This window comes from Billgrantia pellis, from assembly GCF_008297955.1.
Lineage (GTDB): Bacteria > Pseudomonadota > Gammaproteobacteria > Pseudomonadales > Halomonadaceae > Halomonas > Halomonas pellis.
Genome location: NZ_VTPY01000006.1, coordinates 146,050 through 162,847 on the forward strand (window position 1 = coordinate 146,050; position 16,798 = coordinate 162,847).

General features: G+C 58.6%; 17 protein-coding genes. 11 read left to right on the plus strand and 6 right to left on the minus strand.

Going from position 1 to position 16,798, the window contains the following annotated elements; all coding sequences use genetic code 11:
- Window positions 1-128 precede the first annotated feature (128 nt).
- The 9 genes from F0A17_RS16180 (at window position 129) to F0A17_RS16220 (ending at window position 8,428) form a co-directional block, all read left to right on the plus strand.
- Window positions 129-368 carry a hypothetical protein gene (locus F0A17_RS16180; protein ID WP_149329391.1) on the plus strand — a complete coding sequence of 80 codons (240 nt, stop codon included), beginning with the start codon at window positions 129-131 and terminating at the stop codon, window positions 366-368.
- On the plus strand, window positions 361-648 hold the full coding sequence (locus tag F0A17_RS16185; RefSeq protein ID WP_149329392.1) for a hypothetical protein: 288 nt from the start codon (window positions 361-363) through the stop codon (window positions 646-648). The genes F0A17_RS16180 and F0A17_RS16185 overlap by 8 nt, the downstream gene beginning before the upstream one ends.
- On the plus strand, window positions 638-1,636 hold the full coding sequence (locus F0A17_RS16190) for a toprim domain-containing protein (RefSeq protein ID WP_149329393.1): 999 nt from the start codon (window positions 638-640) through the stop codon (window positions 1,634-1,636). The genes F0A17_RS16185 and F0A17_RS16190 overlap by 11 nt, the downstream gene beginning before the upstream one ends.
- Window positions 1,633-3,411, plus strand: a complete 1,779-nt coding sequence (locus F0A17_RS16195; RefSeq protein ID WP_149329394.1) for a DUF927 domain-containing protein — start codon at window positions 1,633-1,635, stop codon at window positions 3,409-3,411. Before F0A17_RS16190 ends, F0A17_RS16195 begins: the two co-directional genes overlap by 4 nt.
- Window positions 3,408-3,872: a hypothetical protein gene (locus F0A17_RS16200; protein ID WP_149329395.1), complete on the plus strand. Its 465-nt coding sequence runs from the start codon at window positions 3,408-3,410 to the stop codon at window positions 3,870-3,872. The genes F0A17_RS16195 and F0A17_RS16200 overlap by 4 nt, the downstream gene beginning before the upstream one ends.
- Before the next feature lies 1 nt (window position 3,873).
- The gene (locus F0A17_RS16205) at window positions 3,874-4,845 is read left to right on the plus strand and encodes a hypothetical protein (protein WP_149329396.1); all 972 of its coding nucleotides are present in this window, start codon (window positions 3,874-3,876) and stop codon (window positions 4,843-4,845) included.
- Between the two features lie 908 nt (window positions 4,846-5,753).
- Window positions 5,754-6,494, plus strand: a complete 741-nt coding sequence (locus F0A17_RS16210; RefSeq protein ID WP_149329397.1) for a hypothetical protein — start codon at window positions 5,754-5,756, stop codon at window positions 6,492-6,494.
- Between the two features lie 96 nt (window positions 6,495-6,590).
- The gene (locus tag F0A17_RS16215) at window positions 6,591-7,466 is read left to right on the plus strand and encodes a DUF5677 domain-containing protein (RefSeq protein WP_149329562.1); all 876 of its coding nucleotides are present in this window, start codon (window positions 6,591-6,593) and stop codon (window positions 7,464-7,466) included.
- 98 nt (window positions 7,467-7,564) lie between these two features.
- On the plus strand, window positions 7,565-8,428 hold the full coding sequence (locus F0A17_RS16220) for a hypothetical protein (RefSeq protein WP_149329398.1): 864 nt from the start codon (window positions 7,565-7,567) through the stop codon (window positions 8,426-8,428).
- 1,224 nt (window positions 8,429-9,652) lie between these two features.
- Here F0A17_RS16220 and F0A17_RS16230 read toward each other — a convergent pair.
- Complete coding sequence (locus tag F0A17_RS16230; protein ID WP_149329399.1) at window positions 9,653-9,877, minus strand: amphi-Trp domain-containing protein; 225 nt, start codon at window positions 9,875-9,877, stop codon at window positions 9,653-9,655.
- A gap of 161 nt (window positions 9,878-10,038) precedes the next feature.
- Here F0A17_RS16230 and F0A17_RS16235 point away from each other — a divergent pair, with 161 nt between their 5' ends.
- Entirely contained in the window at window positions 10,039-11,082 is a 1,044-nt protein-coding gene (locus F0A17_RS16235) for a hypothetical protein (protein WP_149329400.1), read from the plus strand.
- A gap of 89 nt (window positions 11,083-11,171) precedes the next feature.
- Here the strand turns inward: F0A17_RS16235 and F0A17_RS16240 are convergent, their stop codons facing one another.
- The 5 genes from F0A17_RS16240 to F0A17_RS16260 all read right to left on the minus strand — a co-directional run bounded on the left by F0A17_RS16240 (window position 11,172) and on the right by F0A17_RS16260 (window position 15,860).
- Complete coding sequence (locus tag F0A17_RS16240) at window positions 11,172-11,930, minus strand: M15 family metallopeptidase (RefSeq protein WP_187774717.1); 759 nt, start codon at window positions 11,928-11,930, stop codon at window positions 11,172-11,174.
- A 5-nt stretch (window positions 11,931-11,935) separates the two neighbouring features.
- Window positions 11,936-13,213, minus strand: coding sequence for a TRAP transporter large permease (locus F0A17_RS16245; protein WP_149329401.1), 1,278 nt, complete (start codon window positions 13,211-13,213; stop codon window positions 11,936-11,938).
- Window positions 13,210-13,701, minus strand: a complete 492-nt coding sequence (locus tag F0A17_RS16250) for a TRAP transporter small permease (RefSeq protein ID WP_149329402.1) — start codon at window positions 13,699-13,701, stop codon at window positions 13,210-13,212. Before F0A17_RS16250 ends, F0A17_RS16245 begins: the two co-directional genes overlap by 4 nt.
- Before the next feature lie 58 nt (window positions 13,702-13,759).
- Window positions 13,760-14,797 (minus strand): TRAP transporter substrate-binding protein DctP, encoded by a 1,038-nt coding sequence (dctP, locus tag F0A17_RS16255; RefSeq protein ID WP_149329403.1) that lies wholly within the window; start codon window positions 14,795-14,797, stop codon window positions 13,760-13,762.
- A 118-nt stretch (window positions 14,798-14,915) separates the two neighbouring features.
- A complete protein-coding gene (locus F0A17_RS16260) occupies window positions 14,916-15,860 on the minus strand; it encodes a LysR family transcriptional regulator (RefSeq protein WP_149329404.1) in 945 nt (314 codons plus the stop codon).
- Between the two features lie 194 nt (window positions 15,861-16,054).
- Between F0A17_RS16260 and F0A17_RS16265 the strand changes: the two genes are divergently transcribed.
- Window positions 16,055-16,792 (plus strand): FadR/GntR family transcriptional regulator, encoded by a 738-nt coding sequence (locus F0A17_RS16265; protein ID WP_149329405.1) that lies wholly within the window; start codon window positions 16,055-16,057, stop codon window positions 16,790-16,792.
- Window positions 16,793-16,798: the final 6 nt, after the last annotated feature.

The window sequence follows — 16,798 nt, forward strand, 5'->3', positions numbered from 1 at the left end:
GGCTGCGTGGGGAGACCTTCGGGTCTGCCGGTTTCCTTGGGTGCCGGTTCGCCAACCTCGCGCAGTCCGCCCCCAAGCTGTTTGGCGACGGCCGGGGCGGTTCCGAGATTACTCAAGGAGCCTCACCCATGGCACAGCACGCTCAAAGTGCGTCCGCACGTTTCGAGATCCCCCAGCATCAAATTGCCACCGCCCTGATCGGCACCAAGCTGATCGCTTATCGCATCAACCGCCGTCCCGACCAGCTTGCCTACCTGTTGGGCTTGGTGCGCATGGCCTCCGCCGTTGGCGCCATTTCCATCGACGAACACAAGCAGTTTCTTGCCGACCTCGACACCCTCCTGGCAGAGGAGGTGGCCCATGGCTAAGCGACTCGAGGATGCTTGCTGCCTGACCGAATCCGAATGCCTGCTGATCGACCCACGCGTCGACGTGGATACCTTGTTCGATCACGCCGAACAGCGCCTGGATGCGGTGAAGGATCTGATGTTCACGCTCTCCACCACGGACGGGCCCAGCGGCAATCTGGTGTTGTCGGATCTCTCCAATCTGGCCATGGTATCGCGGCTCCTGCTGGCCGACGCCAGTGACCTGCTTGTCGCCGCCCGCAATGGGCTTCGCAAGGGGGAGGGGCGCAATGGCCGATAATGTCATCGTCAAGATACAGCGGGCCGCCATGGCGGCCCTGCAAGCCGCCGATACGTTGCTTCCCGAGTGGCTGCCGGATGGTGAGCGCCAGGGCTCGGAGTGGCTTGCCCGCAACCCGGCGCGCACGGATCAGGCGAGCGGTTCCTTCGGGGTTTCGTTGGCCACCGGCAAATGGAACGACTTTGCCGATAGCGATGCCCATGGCGGCGATCTGGTCTCGCTGCTGAGCTACCTGCGCGGGTGCCGGCAGGTGGACGCAGCCATGGCCATCGACCGACGACTGGGGCTTGGCATTTTCCGGCGCTCGAGCGCTTTCGCCGGCCAGGAAGGCAGGGAGCCGGCAGCGGTACTGCCCGACAAGGCCACCCTTCGCCTGTGCGCCCAGGCTGAACGCCAGGAAGCCCAGCGGCAGGCGGCCTTACTCGCTCGCCGCCTCTGGAATACCGCTGCGCTGGCTTGCCCGGACCATCACTACCTGACGGCCAAGGAGCTCTCGCCACACCTGCTGCGCCAATCGCCCCAGGGCCAGCTACTGGTGCCACTGTACGCCGAGGGCCAGTTGGTCAATCTCCAGTGCATCGATGGCCAGGGGCGCAAGCGCTTCCTCAAGGGCGGTCGGGTACGCGGTGCCTATTCCACGCTGGGCCGGATCGTGCCGGGGCGGTGCCTATATATCTGCGAGGGTTGGGCGACCGGCGCGACGCTGCACGCCCATACCCGTGAACCCGTCGCGTGCGCCATGAATGCCGGCAACCTGACGCCAGTCGCCCAGGCACTGCGAGCGCGTTATGACGGGGTGGAGATCGTCATCGCCGGCGATGACGACCGCAAGACGCCCAGCAATCCTGGACGGGCAGCGGCCAACGAGGCGGCGTTGGCCATCGGGGCGCTGGTGGTGTTCCCGGTCTGGCCCGAGGGCGCCCCGGACGACCTGAGCGACTTCAACGATCTGGCGCGCTGGTATCGCCGGCAAGGGGCGCAAGCATGAGCGAGAATCAGCCGCACCTATCGCTTGTCGGTCAGCCGGTCGCCCCCGAGCTCGACACGCTCGAGCGTCCGTCCTATGGCGTCTATGAAGGCCCTACCAGCGTCGATGGCAAGCTCTACCGGGCCGGCACTTGGTTCCACGGCATCAAGTACTCCCACGGCGACGAATCGGGGCAGCCGTTCGATCTGTGGTTGTGCGCGCCGCTGCATGTCGATGCCGAGACGGTGAACAGTGACGATGGCAGCGTCGGACGGTTGCTGCGCTTTCGGCACCGGGGGCGGGTCATCGAGCATGTCATGCCCATGGAAGCGCTGGCCGGGAAGGGCGAGGAAGTGCTGAAGGCGCTGATGCGCCAGGGGCTCGAGGTGGAATACCACCAACGCCGCTACGTGCCGGCGTATATCGCCAGTCACCATGGCCTGAGCAAGATCCTGGCCACCACCACCAAGCCGGGATGGCACGACAGCAGCGGCGCCTTCGTGCTGCCGAGCCGTGTCATCGGCGGCGAGAACGTCCGCTATCAGGATACCGGCAAGGGCGCCAACCTGTTCACCACCAAGGGGAGCCTGCAAGGCTGGCAGGCCGAGCTTGCCCCCTACTGTGTGGGCAACCCGGTGCTGATCCTCGCCGTGTGCTGCGCCCTGGCCGGCCCGCTGCTTGGCAAGGTCGGTGTCAACGGCGGTGGCGTGCATCTGGTCGGCGACTCCTCGAGCGGGAAGTCGCTGGCCCAGGCCATCGCCGCCTCCGTGTGGGGCAATCCTGGCGTGTTCGCGGCGTCCTGGGACATGTCGAAGGGCGGCATCGAGATCGAGGCGTCGTCGCGCAACGATACCGTGCTGATCCTCGATGAGATCAAGCGCGCCGACCCCAAGCGGGTCCAGGAGATGGCCTATGCCATCGCCAACGGGACCGGCAAGGGCACCATGACCCGTGAGCGCGAGGGGCGACCCAAGCTCTACTGGCGTGTGCTGGCATTATCCAGCGGGGAGCGTTCGCTGTCCGAGCATGCCGCCATCTCGGGCAACCCGGCGCACGCCGGCGCCGAGCTGCGCATGGTCGACGTCAATGCCGGCACTCGTGCCCATCGCGCCTTCGACGAGCTCCACGGCATGAGTGGCGAGACCTTCCATCGCCTGCTCACGGCAGCGGCCTCCCGGCATTACGGCCACCTGGGACCGGCCTTCGTCGAGGCGCTGGTGAGGATCACGGACCCGGAGCACTTCTATCACCGCTTCGCCGAGATCCGCACGAGCTTTGACGCCGAAGGCTCCCAGGCGGGCCGGGTCGCCGATCGCTTCGCTATCATCGGTCTGGCGGGCGAACTGGCCATCGAGCATGGCCTGCTGCCGTGGCCCGTCCACACGGCGAGCCACGCTTGCCGCCAGCTTTTCCGCGAGTGGGTCGCTCACGTTGGCGACGGGAACGCCGAGGATCGCCAAATTCTCACCGCCATCGCCGATTTCATCGCCCTGCACGGCGACAGCCGGTTTTCCGATATCGCCGCGGAACTGCCCAACCCCAACGTGCGTCAGCGCGCCGGTTACTACGAGATCGATGCCGGCAAACGGCTCTATCTGTTCAACCGCGCCTCGCTGGTCGAAGCCGCCGCTGGCTATGGCCGCGAACGTATCATCCGCACCCTTGAAACCTACGGCGTGCTGGCCAAGACCGACGGCGGACGCCGCCAGAAAAACTATCGCCTGCCAGGAGGAGGGAGTACCCGATTTTTCGTGGTCGACCCCGACAAACTCGACACCGAACGGAGCGCGACATGAGCCAACCCCAACGTTCACAGGAACCTGATTTCCGTGGCAACACCGGCAACAGGGGCAACAGCCAGCAACCATGCGGGTTTCAGGCGTTGCCTATGGATAAGAGAGGTGGCAACAACGGCAACACATCTCTTTATACAGGGGTAACTGACTACCAGCCCGTTGCCGAATCAAAAACACCGGCTACAGGTTGCCATTTTCAAGCCACTGAAAATAAAGCGATTTTCCTCTGTTGCCACGTTGCCACCGATTTTGAAAATCAGACAGAGGAATTAAAGGGGTCTGGCATTGGCTCTCGCACCAATGCCGCCTCCTTCACCTCGGCAGCCTCTACCTCCCTCCTGGCAGGCGAAGGGGTGGCCCTTTCCCGCCGTCAGCCACCACACCAACGATTCATCCCCACAGGTAGCCACAGCGCACCTGCTCAACCCAGCGCAACGTCCATGACACATCCCGGAGCCTGACATGTCCCCGCATACCACCATGACCGAGACCATCACCCACAACGCCGGAGACAACGCCGCTATGCCTCAGACCAACACCACCCTTGAGACCGCCCACCATGCCCCGACCGCTGACACGCTGCCGTCGAGACGAGAGATGCGTTATTTCCAGACGCCCGCCAGCATCGGTGCCGTGACACCCGAGCAGGCCCGGCAGCGGCTGTGCGTAGCTCGCTGCGACTACCTGAACCAGCGTGAACGGCTCGAAGCTGCCACACAGGAGCTCGACCGGCTGCGCAAAACGCTCAAGGCCTTCGATGAGCAAGTGAAAAACGCAGGACAGGCATGGCGCCAGGGCTTCCTGAGCAGCTTCGGCAAGCAGAGTAAGGACGTACGCGACCAGAAGAAGCAAGAGCTGCAATGGCGGCTCGAGGCAGACCAACACCGCGAGATGATTGCAATGCTCGAGCCCCAAGTGGAGTGGCTGCGCATCAAAACGCTCGAGGCACGCCTCTCTTTCGATCAAGCACGGGAATGCCTGCTGGAAGTCTGTAACCACGCCGAGCTCATGGACAGTGTCGATGCGATTGCCTGCAGTGATGGCGCAGCAGCCCTCTACGCTGCCCTACAGCCGTTGTTCAAGCGAATCGCCACCGACACCTGCAACGATGCTGTCTTCATGTCTCAGTTTGGGGTCGATGTGTCCAGTAAGCCCGGTGAAGGGATACTCGCCTATATAAGTAACCTGCAGGGCCAGGACGTGCGATGCGAGATCGAGCGCCGCCAGTACGCCGCCGTCGGTGAGCTTCTGCTGAGTCGGCGCCCTCGCGACATCAAGGCCAGCGTTCCGGAAGGCTCAGAGGACATACCCACGCTGCCCTGCGAAGCCAGTCGTGGTGACTATCCCAGCCTCCTAGGGGTGAGCCGGCGCCTCAAAGAGCTGGAAGCGCAAATGGCCTATGTGCCTGACCAGGAGAACACCAACGGCGCCTAGCCGCCCAACCGGCAATGAAGCCCGTTCACCAGCCCCACCTCGTGTGGGGCTTTTTCATGGGCGCTAGCGGCCTCGAGATAGCGCCCTGCTCCATGGACCTCAAGCCATGGCCAACGCGCCCCAGGATGGCCCACACATGGCGCTAGCCTGCCTCCTCGAGGTGGTTGCCAGCGGACCGCCCTCCTACCACCGCCGCGCACCCACGGCGCGCAATCGACTCCCCGCCCCGCCCGCGCGCTAAATCTGTCGGTTTTTATGCACTCATGCATCGACCGCCAAGCCGCGCCACTGCTGGGGCCGCGCAGGGTGAGAGGGTAGCAAAAAGTCTTGCGGATTCATGCGAATTCACGCGCCCCACAATGGGTAAGGGGGAGAAAAAGCCCTAAGCTAAACCTTCGCCTAGCCGATAGGTGAGATAGACACTCCTGGTAAGGCTTGCATGTGCCGAGGCGTTACAGGAAAGGTAGTGTGGAATGGTCTAAAGTAGCAGATGGTTAGGTGGCACAGACGTCGTGTGATAGGCAATACTGCAGAAAACTATAATGATCGCGGGGGATGAAATGGCTAATGAATATCAATCGCTTGCAAGCACCTATCCGAGTATGCACCAGCCACCTGTGGCGACTCCGATTGACCGTATCGGCACTTCCTCAGAGAGGCGGCCCAGCGCCTTCCGATTCAGCTTGGCGAACAAGCCATCGCACTCGACGTTCAAGTCAGTCATCGACCCAAAGCGGACGTGCCAGAAAAATCAACATGCACGTTTATTGATGTTACATAGAATCGTAATAAATATTTTCATTGGAATCAGTGGGCTGAGAGTGCGATATCGTACAAGTGGGAAAGCGTGCGTGCTACCTAATCCTGCTATATCTTAAATGCTTCAAGCATCCGAAAGGGACTCGATAATGGGAAGAGCTAAAGAAGAGTGGATGCGACAGCAAGAATTGGAACCCATGTATGAATGGATAGAAGAGAACTACGGAGATGATGTCGGCGAAGAGGGTTCAGAAACCTGGAAGCAGGCTGCTCAAGCCTACGAAGACCGCTGTGAGGAACTCCAGCGACAAGAGGCGGAGTGGTACGAACAAGAAGAGATAGAGTGGTATATATACACCCAATCTCAAGCGGGGAAGTTTGATATTCAAATTCTCAGCGTCTTAGAACTTCTTGATATGCAGGCAAGTAGTGAAGCTAAGTTTAGCTTGCTGGTCATGTTACACGGTCACATAGTTGCCGCAGTAGAATCGTACTTAGCATCAACTTTTATTCATAAGGTTACCAATTCAGAAGAGTTGATCAGGAAGCTTGTTGAGACAGATCCAGTGTTCTCGAATAAGAAGTTTACAATGAAAGAGATATACGAAAAGCATGAGAGTCTGAAGCTGACTGTTGCAGCATATTTACGAGACCTTATTTTCCATAATCTAGAAAAAGTAAAGCCCATGTATAAAAATGTACTTGGTTGCGACTTTGGTGATATATCTTGGCTATTCGAAGCGGTAAAAATTAGGCATCATTGCGTTCATCGTGCGGGCCTTGATCAAGATGGTTATAGGGTTAATCTTTCGAAAGAATCAATAAGAGATCTGGCTCACAGTTCTAGCAAACTTGTTCATGCCGTGGAGGCTAGAGTTGACAAGATTTAGAGTTCAGAATGAGCGTTCTAAGCATAACAAACCACCAAAGTGGACGCATGAGACGCGCCGCTTCATTCAGCATTAGCTATACAAGAAAATATGAATATGGACGAAATAGGAAAAGTCATAATTCGTTACGATGAGAAATATGTTGCCGATAGCTTAAGATCGCTCGATAAACTAAATAAGTTCACTGGCACTTTCGTAAAGGATGTAGCAGAGATATATGATTATATAACGAGGATGCGGAATATCGTTCGCAACCCTACTGGATTCAATTTAGAGGACGCGCCTATTTTGGGGTTGTTAACCAGAATATGGAAGCTGCTCAAAGAAATCGCAATCTACTATGAAAAAGACAATGCTGAATTTATAAGCATATTAGAAAGGCCATTGATCGAGGCAGCAGTAACGGCTGAATACCTGCTAATGAGTGACTCAGCTGTAATTGAGGATTACCGGAAGTGCTCATATAAAGATCGGTTGAGAATACTACGTGAATTTAATGAAGGATCCAAGTTCTTCGAGACAAAGGCGGGAAAACGTCTGCTTAGATCAGTTCAGGAGAAAATGAAATTAGAAGGTTTCTCAGAGGAAGACTTTAAAGTACAAAAGAAAAATCGCTGGAAGCTTCAAGGAAAAAGTTTTTTCGATATATTCGGAGAAATTAAAGGCGAGGGTCTGTATAAGTACACTTACGGAATAATGTCTGAGTCTATACATGGATCATGGAACGAATCTATGGACTGGTGCCTTCAAAAAAACGAAGACTCAACATTCACTGTTTACCCGTTTTATCATGGAGCTGACATTAGGTATATATGCCCTACGCTCAAGTTCTGTAATGAGGGATACAGGCTCTGGCTAAAGCGGATTGATTGCGAGGATGAGAACATGTTTAACATTCTCGACTGGATTGAAAGAGTTAATACAAGAATATTTATGATATTTGACCAAAAGTATGACGAGTCAAATGGGTAACAAAGCCGGCCGGAGGGACCAAAACTGCTGCTTCTCCCTCGTGTTCCAGCTCCTGATGGCGGCGTTATAAGACCAATCCACAAAGAAGGTGAGAAAGCATGGCTGCGATTATTCAGCGATATATGGATCTGCCCAAATTTGTAAACCTTATTCAGACTAATTCTCTCTATTTCTCAAAAATGTCAGCCTTTGAGGATGCCTTAGAAGGTGGTTTGACCGTTAGTGACTTTTTCAAAACCTCGAATATGATTTCGATCCTAGACATAGCAGTGAATGGCGCCTTGCCCCCAGCGAATGAGGATGCAGTAGCGAGAGTCGCTCGGCTCGAAGGTTTAGAGTCGAAGAAAAAAGAGATCGAAAAAAGGCAGTTCCACACACCATTTGGTTCATATCCTTGTGATGAAGCGGAAAGACTATTTCCTGCATGCAAAGAATGGTTGTACGTAAGTTGTTGGCACCAATCAGAGCATGAGTGCGCGGCTATGTGGAAATTATTCGGTCGAGATAAGAACTCAGTGTGTATATTTTCAACTATTGAAAGGTTGGAAGCTTCTATAGTTCCTGATCCGACGTGTGACATGCTGAAGCTATGGCAAGTGAATTATATAGATCATTCCGCTGATACCTTCTCTGTGAATCCGATAGATCCTTTCATAGCCAAATCAAAACCATACGCTTTCGAGCGTGAGTTCAGAGTAGTATCGTGGAATTCAAGAAAAAATCTATTAACATCTCCAAAGAACGATGAGTCTGGACGTTTGCTCAAAGTTAACCTGGAAGAAATGATACATAAAGTGGTTGTTTCCCCACATGCAGACCCTTGGTTTAAGAGTACGATAAAACAACTATGTGAAGATGCAAAAGTAAACGTCATTGTTGAAGACTCCGTTATGGGGATGCAACCGATATCGGATATTTATCAAGCGATGAGTAATAGCAAATTACGGGAGCCGGAAGTGTAAGACGAGTCGCTTCGTTCTGGAGTATGTAATATGAGCATTGTAAAAATTGCCAAGAGTCCCAAAGACTGTAGCGATTCGGAGATTGAGTCATTTGAAATAATGGTGGCCGAGGGCGGAGAGGTTTCGTTGGTTGGTCTTCGTCAAGAATTCAGCGCGCAGAGAAGCTTTTCTTCATCAATGATGGCGAATGCGTAGCCGTTGGAGCCATTAAGAATCCCGATGCTAGGTATAAAGCTCGTATACTTGAAAAGTCGGGTGCTCCTGAGCACAACAAGTATGAATATGAGCTGGGCTGGATTTATGTCTCGAAAACAGCGAGAGGAAGAGGCTACGGACGTTTTTAATGGAGTCAATCATACATTCTTTATCAGGCAGAGCGTGTTTTGCCACGACACGTGAAGATAATGCTTCAATGCATCATTTGTTCGACCGGTTTGGATTTACAAGAATTGGCCAGCCATACCTAAGTGAAAAGGGGATTATTCTCTTATCCTCTACGCAAAGTCATAACAAGGCCAAGCACAGCTACAACTTTTCATTGTGGCTTCGCCGCAACAATCAAGCTGCGCTTGTTGGAGGTATTGCATCTGTTACTCTATATACGTCCGTTCCTGTTCGTAAGCAGTTCATATGCACCACAAACAGGACCGCCCGTGCTTGGTGATATCCGCTGGGTAGCCGTTAGCGGATCAGAGATGGTTAATGACTTTCGGATTTTATGCACCTTCTACGCAGCTAATGACGGGTGTGCTTGGGAAGCCACATAGCCCAGAGACTGGTGTGGCCGTTCTTCGTTGTAGTACCGGATTCAACGACAGATGATCACTCTGGCTTGGTCCAGCGATTCGAAACGATGTAGCCAATGTACTCTTCCTTCAGCGAGTGGAAGAAGCGCTCGAAGAAGGGAACTGCTTCAGGACCAGCCCCATCCTGCCGGCCAGATCGCCATTAATCGCACGACGACGCGGCTTGGTCCGGTAGGACAGTGTCCGCCAAGGGAGATCCACACCGGCACAGATTGGCGAGTGATACCACCTGGCTCCCTGGGTCATCCTGTGCAGCTCTGGAGGGGTCACTTCAGATGGAGATGCTGGTATAGCAGTTGGTATAATTCCTATATCAAAATAAATAAACACTATTAAATTCAGTTATTTAAAACCAGAAAGCGAATCCTGCCGGGCGCGCCACGCATCCAGAGCCCTTCGGCTCGCGATGGAAGAGCCGCTATTCTCTCTGCCATTTGATCTGAAACTCTATTTCCTCTTCATCATCGGAGCGCTCATGTTCGATGGTGAATTCGGCACGTGCCGGCACATAGATTCGTTCTCCGGCTATCTGGATGTCGAAGCGACCGCCGCTTTCGATGGTATCGGCCAGGCGACGTAGCTTGGCGACGAACTCGGCTTTGGTATAGCCCTTTTCAACGTCCCGTTCTGCCTTGTCTGGCATGGATTGACTCCCTTTCGTTCTGGTCATCGGGCTAACCCAGTCTAGCAGACGGCAAGTGTTGTCCACTTGGTGCTGGCTTGCGGCCACAGCATCCTTGCGGGTTCGACCCATGGCGTTGGGACAAGCTATGCTGGCTCAAGCACACCGAGGAGAGGCCTGCCATGCCGAGCGCCAGCATTTTGCAACAAGGCACCGTCCGCTGCTTTCCCGTCGGCCTCTGCGATGATGGGGGCAAACCGGTCAATGCGGAAGTTTCCGCCGTGGTATACGACGGCAAGCGCCTGATCTTGGCCAGCGACAAGCCGATCCCTGGCGAGGGTCGTTCAGCGGTATTCGCCCTGCCCATGACCCCGGAAGGGCCGGACGATACACAGCTGGAATACTTCACCACGCCGCTGATCAGGCAGGCAGTCAAGTACGAGGACTTTGCCCTCACCGCCGACAGCCGCCATGTCCTGGCGACCACCGGCTTCGATCGCATCGATGACGCCAGCCACGACCTCAATGCTTACAACCATCTGCTGATATGGCCGCTGGGCGAACCGGACAAGGTGCAGGCTGTTGATCCGGATCCGCGTGACGGCGTGGAGGGGTCGCTGGAGCTGCGCAACAAGCTCGACGGAGCGATCGGCTTTCCGTACTACAAGATCGAAGGGCTGGCGGCGATACCGGGTGAGCGCGGAGATGGCCTGCTGCTCTTCGGCCTACGTGAGCAGGGCAATACGCACGATGACTTCGCCTATGTCAGCCGGCTGGTGGGAGCGCACTACGAGATCAGCCAGACGGGCAATCTCGTCTTCATCGACGAGATGCGCGAGTTCTATGCGTTTGATCCCGGACATCACGAAGGGGTGAGGTTCGAATGCGGCCTGTCCAGCCTGGAGTACGATCCCTACCATGCCCGGCTCTACTTGCTGACGAGTTTCGAGACGGAACAGAACGGTGAGTCTTGTATCGGCGGTTATTTGTGGGTGATGAGCCTCGATGATCTACGCGCCGGCCGGCTCCCTATACTGGTTACGGCGGCGGATGGCTCGCCGCTGGAGTTCGAGCATAAAGCGGAAGGCCTGGCGGTTCTGGATCACGAGCGCATGTTCGTCGCCTACGACAATGATCGTCACCTGGGGTTGGGAAGCATTGACGATCGCGATGAGCGACACGCCTGCGAAGCGCCTTTTACCTTGCTGCGCATGAGCAACCCGTAACGGTGTGAACGCGAGCGCAGCATCTCAACGGGTCCACCACCAATTCGAGACCCGCAGTGCCAGGCCATGGGGCTTCTTCGCTGCAGCGCTCAGCCCAACTGCCGGCGCCAGCGATTCTCGATGGTGTCCAGTTCGGCGGGGCCGTAGAAGGCCTCGGCGTGGCCGCCGTAGTGGGCCCACAGTTGGTCGCCCAGGTCATAGTGCCACCACTCGCTGGGCAGGTTGGTGAAGCCCTGCCCGGTCATCACGCGATAGAGCAAGCGGCGGTTGTCCCGCGCACGACGCTGCTCATGGCTGGGTGACCCCAGGCGTTCGAAGTGGTCGCTGTGCGAGGCGGGCAACGCCTCGTCGAACAGCGTGCCCATGTCCAGCGGCAGGCCGTCGGCGTCGCACAGGGTGACGTCCACGGCGCCGCCGGTGAGGTGCGGACTCGGCGCGGTCGGGTCGCGGCTCGGCAGCGAGACGAACTCGCGGGTACGCTCGAGCAATTGCTCCTCGCCAAGATCCGGGTGGTGCAGGTGGATCGCCTCGTGCAGCGTGTCGAACAGGTATTGTTGCACCCGCCAGGGGCGCCAGCCGTCGAGCACCACCAGGCCGAGGCCCTCGGGCAGCGCCCGGGCCGCGGCGAGCAGCGCCTTGTAGACCCCCTCGCGCACGAAGCACTCCGGCACTGCGCCGGGTATGCCCAGCCGGGCATAGGCGGGAAACACCTTGAGCGGCGGCGGTGCCAGGCTCATGGGCACCAGGCGTTCACCATTGTCGCGTATCGGCAGTCGGCTGACCGACTCCCAGCCGGGAAACGGCAGGCTGGGTACGGCCTCGGGTTCAGGCAAGCTATGGCGGGGCATGAAAGCTATCCAATGGCAGCGGGCAGCCAGAGCGTCAGCTGCGGAAAGAAAATCAGTAGGAGCAGTACGCCGATCGCCGTCAGCACGAAAGGCCAGATGGTGCGGAACAGCGCGACGATCTCGATGCGACTGACGGCGGCGGCGACGAACACGCAGGCACCCATGGGCGGCGTGATCAGGGCAATGGTGATATTGAGCGTGATGACGACTCCCAGGTGCACCGGGTCGATGCCCGCCATCATCGCCACCGGGGCGAAGATCGGCGTGAGCAGCATCAGCGCCGATACCTCCTCCATGAACATGCCGGTCACGAAGGTGATGGCGCTGAGCAGCAGCAGGATCAGCACGGCGTTGTCGATGTAGGGCGAGAGCAGCGAAACGAACTGGGCCGGCACCTGGGCGTAGGAGAGCAGCCAGCTGATGGTGGCCGAGGCCGCCATGATCAAGAAGATCGCCGAGGTGAGCCGGGCGGTGTCCAGCAGTGCCCGCCAGAAATCTTGCAAGCGAAGCCCGCCGAGCAGAATACCGCACAGGGCGACATAGAGCGCCGTCAGTGCGCCGGACTCGGTCGGTGTGACGAAGCCGAGCACGATGCCCGCGACGATAATGAATGGGGCGATCAAGGCGGGAAGGGCGGTCAGGGTCGCGAGGCCCAGCTCGCCGAGCCGCGGCAGGCCGCCGCGCTTGGGCAACCCGTGGCGCCAGGCATGCCAGGCGTTCATGCCCATGAAGGCGAGGCCCAGCAGCAGCCCCGGTATCACGCCGGCGAGGAACAGGTCGCCTACCGAAGTGTTGGTCAGCGAGGCATACAGGATCATGAAGATGCTGGGCGGGATGATTGGCCCGATCAGCGAGCTGCCGGCAGTGAGCCCGGCGGCGAAGGCGCGCGTGTAGCCCTCCTTCTGCATGGCCGGTACCAGCAGCGAGCCTAGCGCCGAGGTATCGGCCACGGCGGAGCCGTTGACGCCGGCGAAGAATACGCTGGAGACCACGTTGACGTGGCCCAGGCCGCCGCGCAGGTGACCGACCAGCAGGCGTGCCAGGCCCATCAGCCGCTCGGTGAGTCCGCTGGCGTTCATCAGGTTGCCGGCCATGATGAACAACGGAATGGCCATTAGCGAGAAGACATTGATACCGCCGAAGAACTGTTGTGGCAGCATGCGTGGGATCATTCCCGGGTCGACGAACAGAAAGCCGACCACGGCGGTGGTGAGCAGGGCGAGGAACAGCGGCAGCCCGAGCAGCACGTGGGCGAGGAACACCGTCAGCATGGTGAGGATCATGCGGCCTCCTCGGTGATCGTCGGCAGCGGTGCCGGTCCGTACCACAGGGCATGCCAGGCGAGCAGGGCGAAGCCCAGCGGTAGCGACATCAGCGGTATCGTGCGGCTGACGCCGAGCCCCGAGGTGGTGAACATACCCACCGACAAGGCGTAGCGGTAGCTGAACCAGGCGCCACCCAGGGCCAGGGCCAGCGTCAACAGCCATTGATAGACGTTGAGCGCGCGCGCCAGGCCGCGCGGCAGCAGGCTCTCGATCAGCGCCACGCGCATATGCCCTCCCTCGATCCACACGGCACCGGCGGCGAGCATCACCGTGGCGATGATCAGGAAGCGTGCGAGTTCATCGGTCCAGATCGGCGCCCCACCGGCCAGGTAGCGCATGAAGACGCCGTAGAGAATGGCCGCCAGGTTGATCAGCAGCAGCGTGGCCGCAAGCGTCAGGGCGAGTGTCCGGCTCACGGCCAGCACGCGTTGGCGAAGCGAAGGCATGGAAACTCCGGCCGTCACGGCGAGGGCCGGGTGGCCCTCGCGACATTGCAGGGTGGGTTCAGTCGAGCAGCTCGGTCATGCCGGCATCCTCCAGCGCCAGGTCGACCCAGCGCTGGTCGATGCCACGCTCGCGCAGCCACTCCAGATAGGCCGGCTGGCCCACGTTACGGAAGGCGGCGATATCGTCCTCGGAGGGGCGAATCACTTCCATGCCCTGCTCTTCGAGGAAGGCGATGCGCTCCTCCACCTTCGCCTCGTTGTGCTCGCGGGCGTTGCGGTTGGCCTCGGCCACGGCGTCGAGGAAGGCCTCGCGGGTAGCATCGTCCCACCCCTTAATCATCTCGGCGTTGCCGACCAGGAACTGGTTGGAGTACTGGATATTGGCCAGGGTCAGGTAATCCTGCACCTCGTAGAGGCTGCCCAGGATGATGTACATCGGTGGGTTCATCTGGCCGTCGGCGACACCGGTGCGCAGGGCCATGTAGACCTCTGTCCAGGGAATCGGCGTTCCCGAGGCGCCGAAGGACTCGTAGAGCGCTACCTGGCTCGGGTCCATGGCGCGGAAGCGCAGGCCCTCGAAGTCGTCGGGATGGCTGATCGGCTTCTGGTTGTTGGTAAAGGCGAGGAAGCCCCCCTCTTCCACCACGGCCAGCATCTCGACCCCGGCCCGCTCGCGCAGGGCGGCTTCGACCTCGTTCCAGTACTCGCCTTCGTCGAAGAAGGTGCGTGCCGCCTCGAAATCCGCGAACAGGAAGGGTATGGCGCTGACGAAAATCTCTTCGACCAGGGGCGACACGCCGGCGAACGAGGCCACGTTGAGGGTCGGCGTGTTCATGGTCTGCTCCATGCGATCCTCTTCCTCGCCGAGCATGCTGTTGGGATAGAGTTCGAGCACGAGTTCGCCGTCCGTCTTTTCCTCGACCAACTCCTTGAGGTTGGTAGCGAAGACGTGAACGGCATTTTTATCCGGGTCGGGAGCGCCGTTGTAGCTGAGATTGATGCTGGTGGCCGCCTGGGTGGAGCCAGCCACCAAGGCGCCAGTCACAAGGCCGAGGGAGGCAAATCCCTTGAGCGCAGAGGGGAAGATGCGGTTCATGGTTGTTCTCCTTGTGTTGTTGTTCGGGGCAAAAGCCACTGCTTCGCCCTGTGGGCGGGTTATCCATTAGCAGACTAGAAATTGAGGCGTTGACTATGCAATACCGCAAGTGTTGCTTTTAAGACAACGCATGCTGGTTTCGGGCCAGTCTGGGCGCATCGCCCCGAAAGAATCGCATGCCCTGGCGCAGGTGTTCGACGCAGGCCTTGGCCGCCACGGTGAGCTCGCGCCCCTCGAGGCTGACGATCTGTGCCCTGGCGCCGTTCATGATCGGATAGGCCATGGGCAGGGCAAGAATCTCGCCGCGCTGGATCTCGTCGCTTACGGTCAGCTCGGGCATGAAGGTCACGCCGATGCCGGAGCGGACAAAATTCTTCAGCACCGCCACGGAGTTGGTGTGCAGACGGGCGTCGAGATGCACGCGCTCCTGGTGGGCCACCATGTTGACCATCTGGCGCATGCCGAAGGGATTGTCCATCAGAGCCAGAGGCGCCCCTTCCAGGTCACGCAGGCGCACCGGCCGGGTCAATTCGGTCAAGGCATGGCCTGGCGGTACGATCAGGTCCAGCGGCTGGCGGGTTTCCACATGGGCAAGGATCAGGGGGTCGACGGGTGGCGCATACAGCAACGCCAGGTCGACCTCCATGTCCTTGAGCAGCGACATCGCCTCGTTGACGCCGGCCATGCGGATCTCGACGTCGATCCCGGCGAAGGCGGACATGAAGCCCCCCAGCGGCGCCGTAATCAGATCGGCGATGAAGCCCTCGCCCACGGCGATGCGGACCTCGCCGCGGGCCAGGCCCTGGATGGCCATCAACTGCGACAGCACGGCTTCTTGGGCGGAACGCTGGGCATGGAAGTGCTTGACCAGCAGGCGTCCCGCCTCGGTGGGGCGCATGCCGCCCCCGTGGCGCTCGCACAGTCTGACGGCGAGATTTTCTTCCAGTGCTTTGAGTTGGCGGCTGATGGCCGAAGCGTCCACGCCGAGCCGGGCGGCGGCACGGCGCAGCGAGCCCTGCCGAATCACTTCGTTGAGATAGGCAAGGGCGCGCTGATTGAGCATAGAGGCTCCTTCAGGAAGAGGAAGGGAGAGAATATCTGTTCGTCTCGAGGGGCGTGGCATGACGGTACGGAAAATAATATGATGTATGACGAACTAGGCGGCGAACGATACGCTCGACTCATGCTGACGCTCAAGCTGGCGTATTATGAAGTAAAAGAGGAAGAAAAGAGGAGTCCATTGCTCAGGGTAGCCGTATGACAATTGATATTTCGGATCTGAACGTTCAGAAGGTCTCGAAGCAGGGAAGCCTCCCGACCCACGTCGCCGATAAGCTGGAAGCACTGATTCTGAAAGGTGAAATAAAGGTCGGCGACAAGCTGCCGACCGAGGCTCGCCTGTGCGACTCGTTCGGTGTCAGCCGCACGGTGATTCGCGAGGCGGTAACCCACCTGAAGTCGCTGGGGCTGGTGGAGACGCGGAGAGGAGTCGGTACGACGGTGCTGCGGGCTACCGCCATCGAAGCGCGCCCGGCCGAGAGGATCAGCCCCACCACGATCGAGGACATCCTGCATGTGCTCGAGCTCCGGCTGTCGCTGGAGCCGGCGGCAGCGGAGCTGGCCGCCTTGCGATACGACGAAGAGGACCGCCGCAATCTGGAAGCCAAGCATGCCGCATTCATCAAGGCGCATGCCGAGAAATCCCAGGCACGCGTGGAGGATTACGAGTTCCACTACGCCATCTTCAAGGCCGCGAAGAATCCCTTTTTCCTGCAACTCTACGCTCAGCTCAGCCAGAGCATGATCCCGCGTGCCAAGCTGCTGGCCGTCGACATCAACCGGGCCGCTGCGGAGCGCTACATCGGGCGGGTCAAGGAGGAACACGGCTATATCCTCGAAGCCATCCTGTCCCGCGACCCGGAAGCGGCCAGGGAAACCATGTATCAGCATCTCAACCGCTCGTGGAATCTCTACAGGAACTACCTGGAGAACTGACAGCCG

What these genes read in the sequence shown, in the direction of transcription:
- F0A17_RS16180 (WP_149329391.1), top strand. Translation starts at nt 129, where the DNA reads ATGGCACAGCACGCTCAAAGTGCGTCCGCACGTTTCGAGATCCCCCAG.
- F0A17_RS16185 (WP_149329392.1), top strand. Translation starts at nt 361, where the DNA reads ATGGCTAAGCGACTCGAGGATGCTTGCTGCCTGACCGAATCCGAATGC.
- F0A17_RS16190 (WP_149329393.1), top strand. Translation starts at nt 638, where the DNA reads ATGGCCGATAATGTCATCGTCAAGATACAGCGGGCCGCCATGGCGGCC.
- F0A17_RS16195 (WP_149329394.1), top strand. Translation starts at nt 1,633, where the DNA reads ATGAGCGAGAATCAGCCGCACCTATCGCTTGTCGGTCAGCCGGTCGCC.
- F0A17_RS16200 (WP_149329395.1), top strand. Translation starts at nt 3,408, where the DNA reads ATGAGCCAACCCCAACGTTCACAGGAACCTGATTTCCGTGGCAACACC.
- F0A17_RS16205 (WP_149329396.1), top strand. Translation starts at nt 3,874, where the DNA reads ATGTCCCCGCATACCACCATGACCGAGACCATCACCCACAACGCCGGA.
- F0A17_RS16210 (WP_149329397.1), top strand. Translation starts at nt 5,754, where the DNA reads ATGGGAAGAGCTAAAGAAGAGTGGATGCGACAGCAAGAATTGGAACCC.
- F0A17_RS16215 (WP_149329562.1), top strand. Translation starts at nt 6,591, where the DNA reads ATGGACGAAATAGGAAAAGTCATAATTCGTTACGATGAGAAATATGTT.
- F0A17_RS16220 (WP_149329398.1), top strand. Translation starts at nt 7,565, where the DNA reads ATGGCTGCGATTATTCAGCGATATATGGATCTGCCCAAATTTGTAAAC.
- F0A17_RS16230 (WP_149329399.1), bottom strand. Translation starts at nt 9,877, where the DNA reads ATGCCAGACAAGGCAGAACGGGACGTTGAAAAGGGCTATACCAAAGCC.
- F0A17_RS16235 (WP_149329400.1), top strand. Translation starts at nt 10,039, where the DNA reads ATGCCGAGCGCCAGCATTTTGCAACAAGGCACCGTCCGCTGCTTTCCC.
- F0A17_RS16240 (WP_187774717.1), bottom strand. Translation starts at nt 11,930, where the DNA reads ATGCCCCGCCATAGCTTGCCTGAACCCGAGGCCGTACCCAGCCTGCCG.
- F0A17_RS16245 (WP_149329401.1), bottom strand. Translation starts at nt 13,213, where the DNA reads ATGATCCTCACCATGCTGACGGTGTTCCTCGCCCACGTGCTGCTCGGG.
- F0A17_RS16250 (WP_149329402.1), bottom strand. Translation starts at nt 13,701, where the DNA reads ATGCCTTCGCTTCGCCAACGCGTGCTGGCCGTGAGCCGGACACTCGCC.
- dctP (WP_149329403.1), bottom strand. Translation starts at nt 14,797, where the DNA reads ATGAACCGCATCTTCCCCTCTGCGCTCAAGGGATTTGCCTCCCTCGGC.
- F0A17_RS16260 (WP_149329404.1), bottom strand. Translation starts at nt 15,860, where the DNA reads ATGCTCAATCAGCGCGCCCTTGCCTATCTCAACGAAGTGATTCGGCAG.
- F0A17_RS16265 (WP_149329405.1), top strand. Translation starts at nt 16,055, where the DNA reads ATGACAATTGATATTTCGGATCTGAACGTTCAGAAGGTCTCGAAGCAG.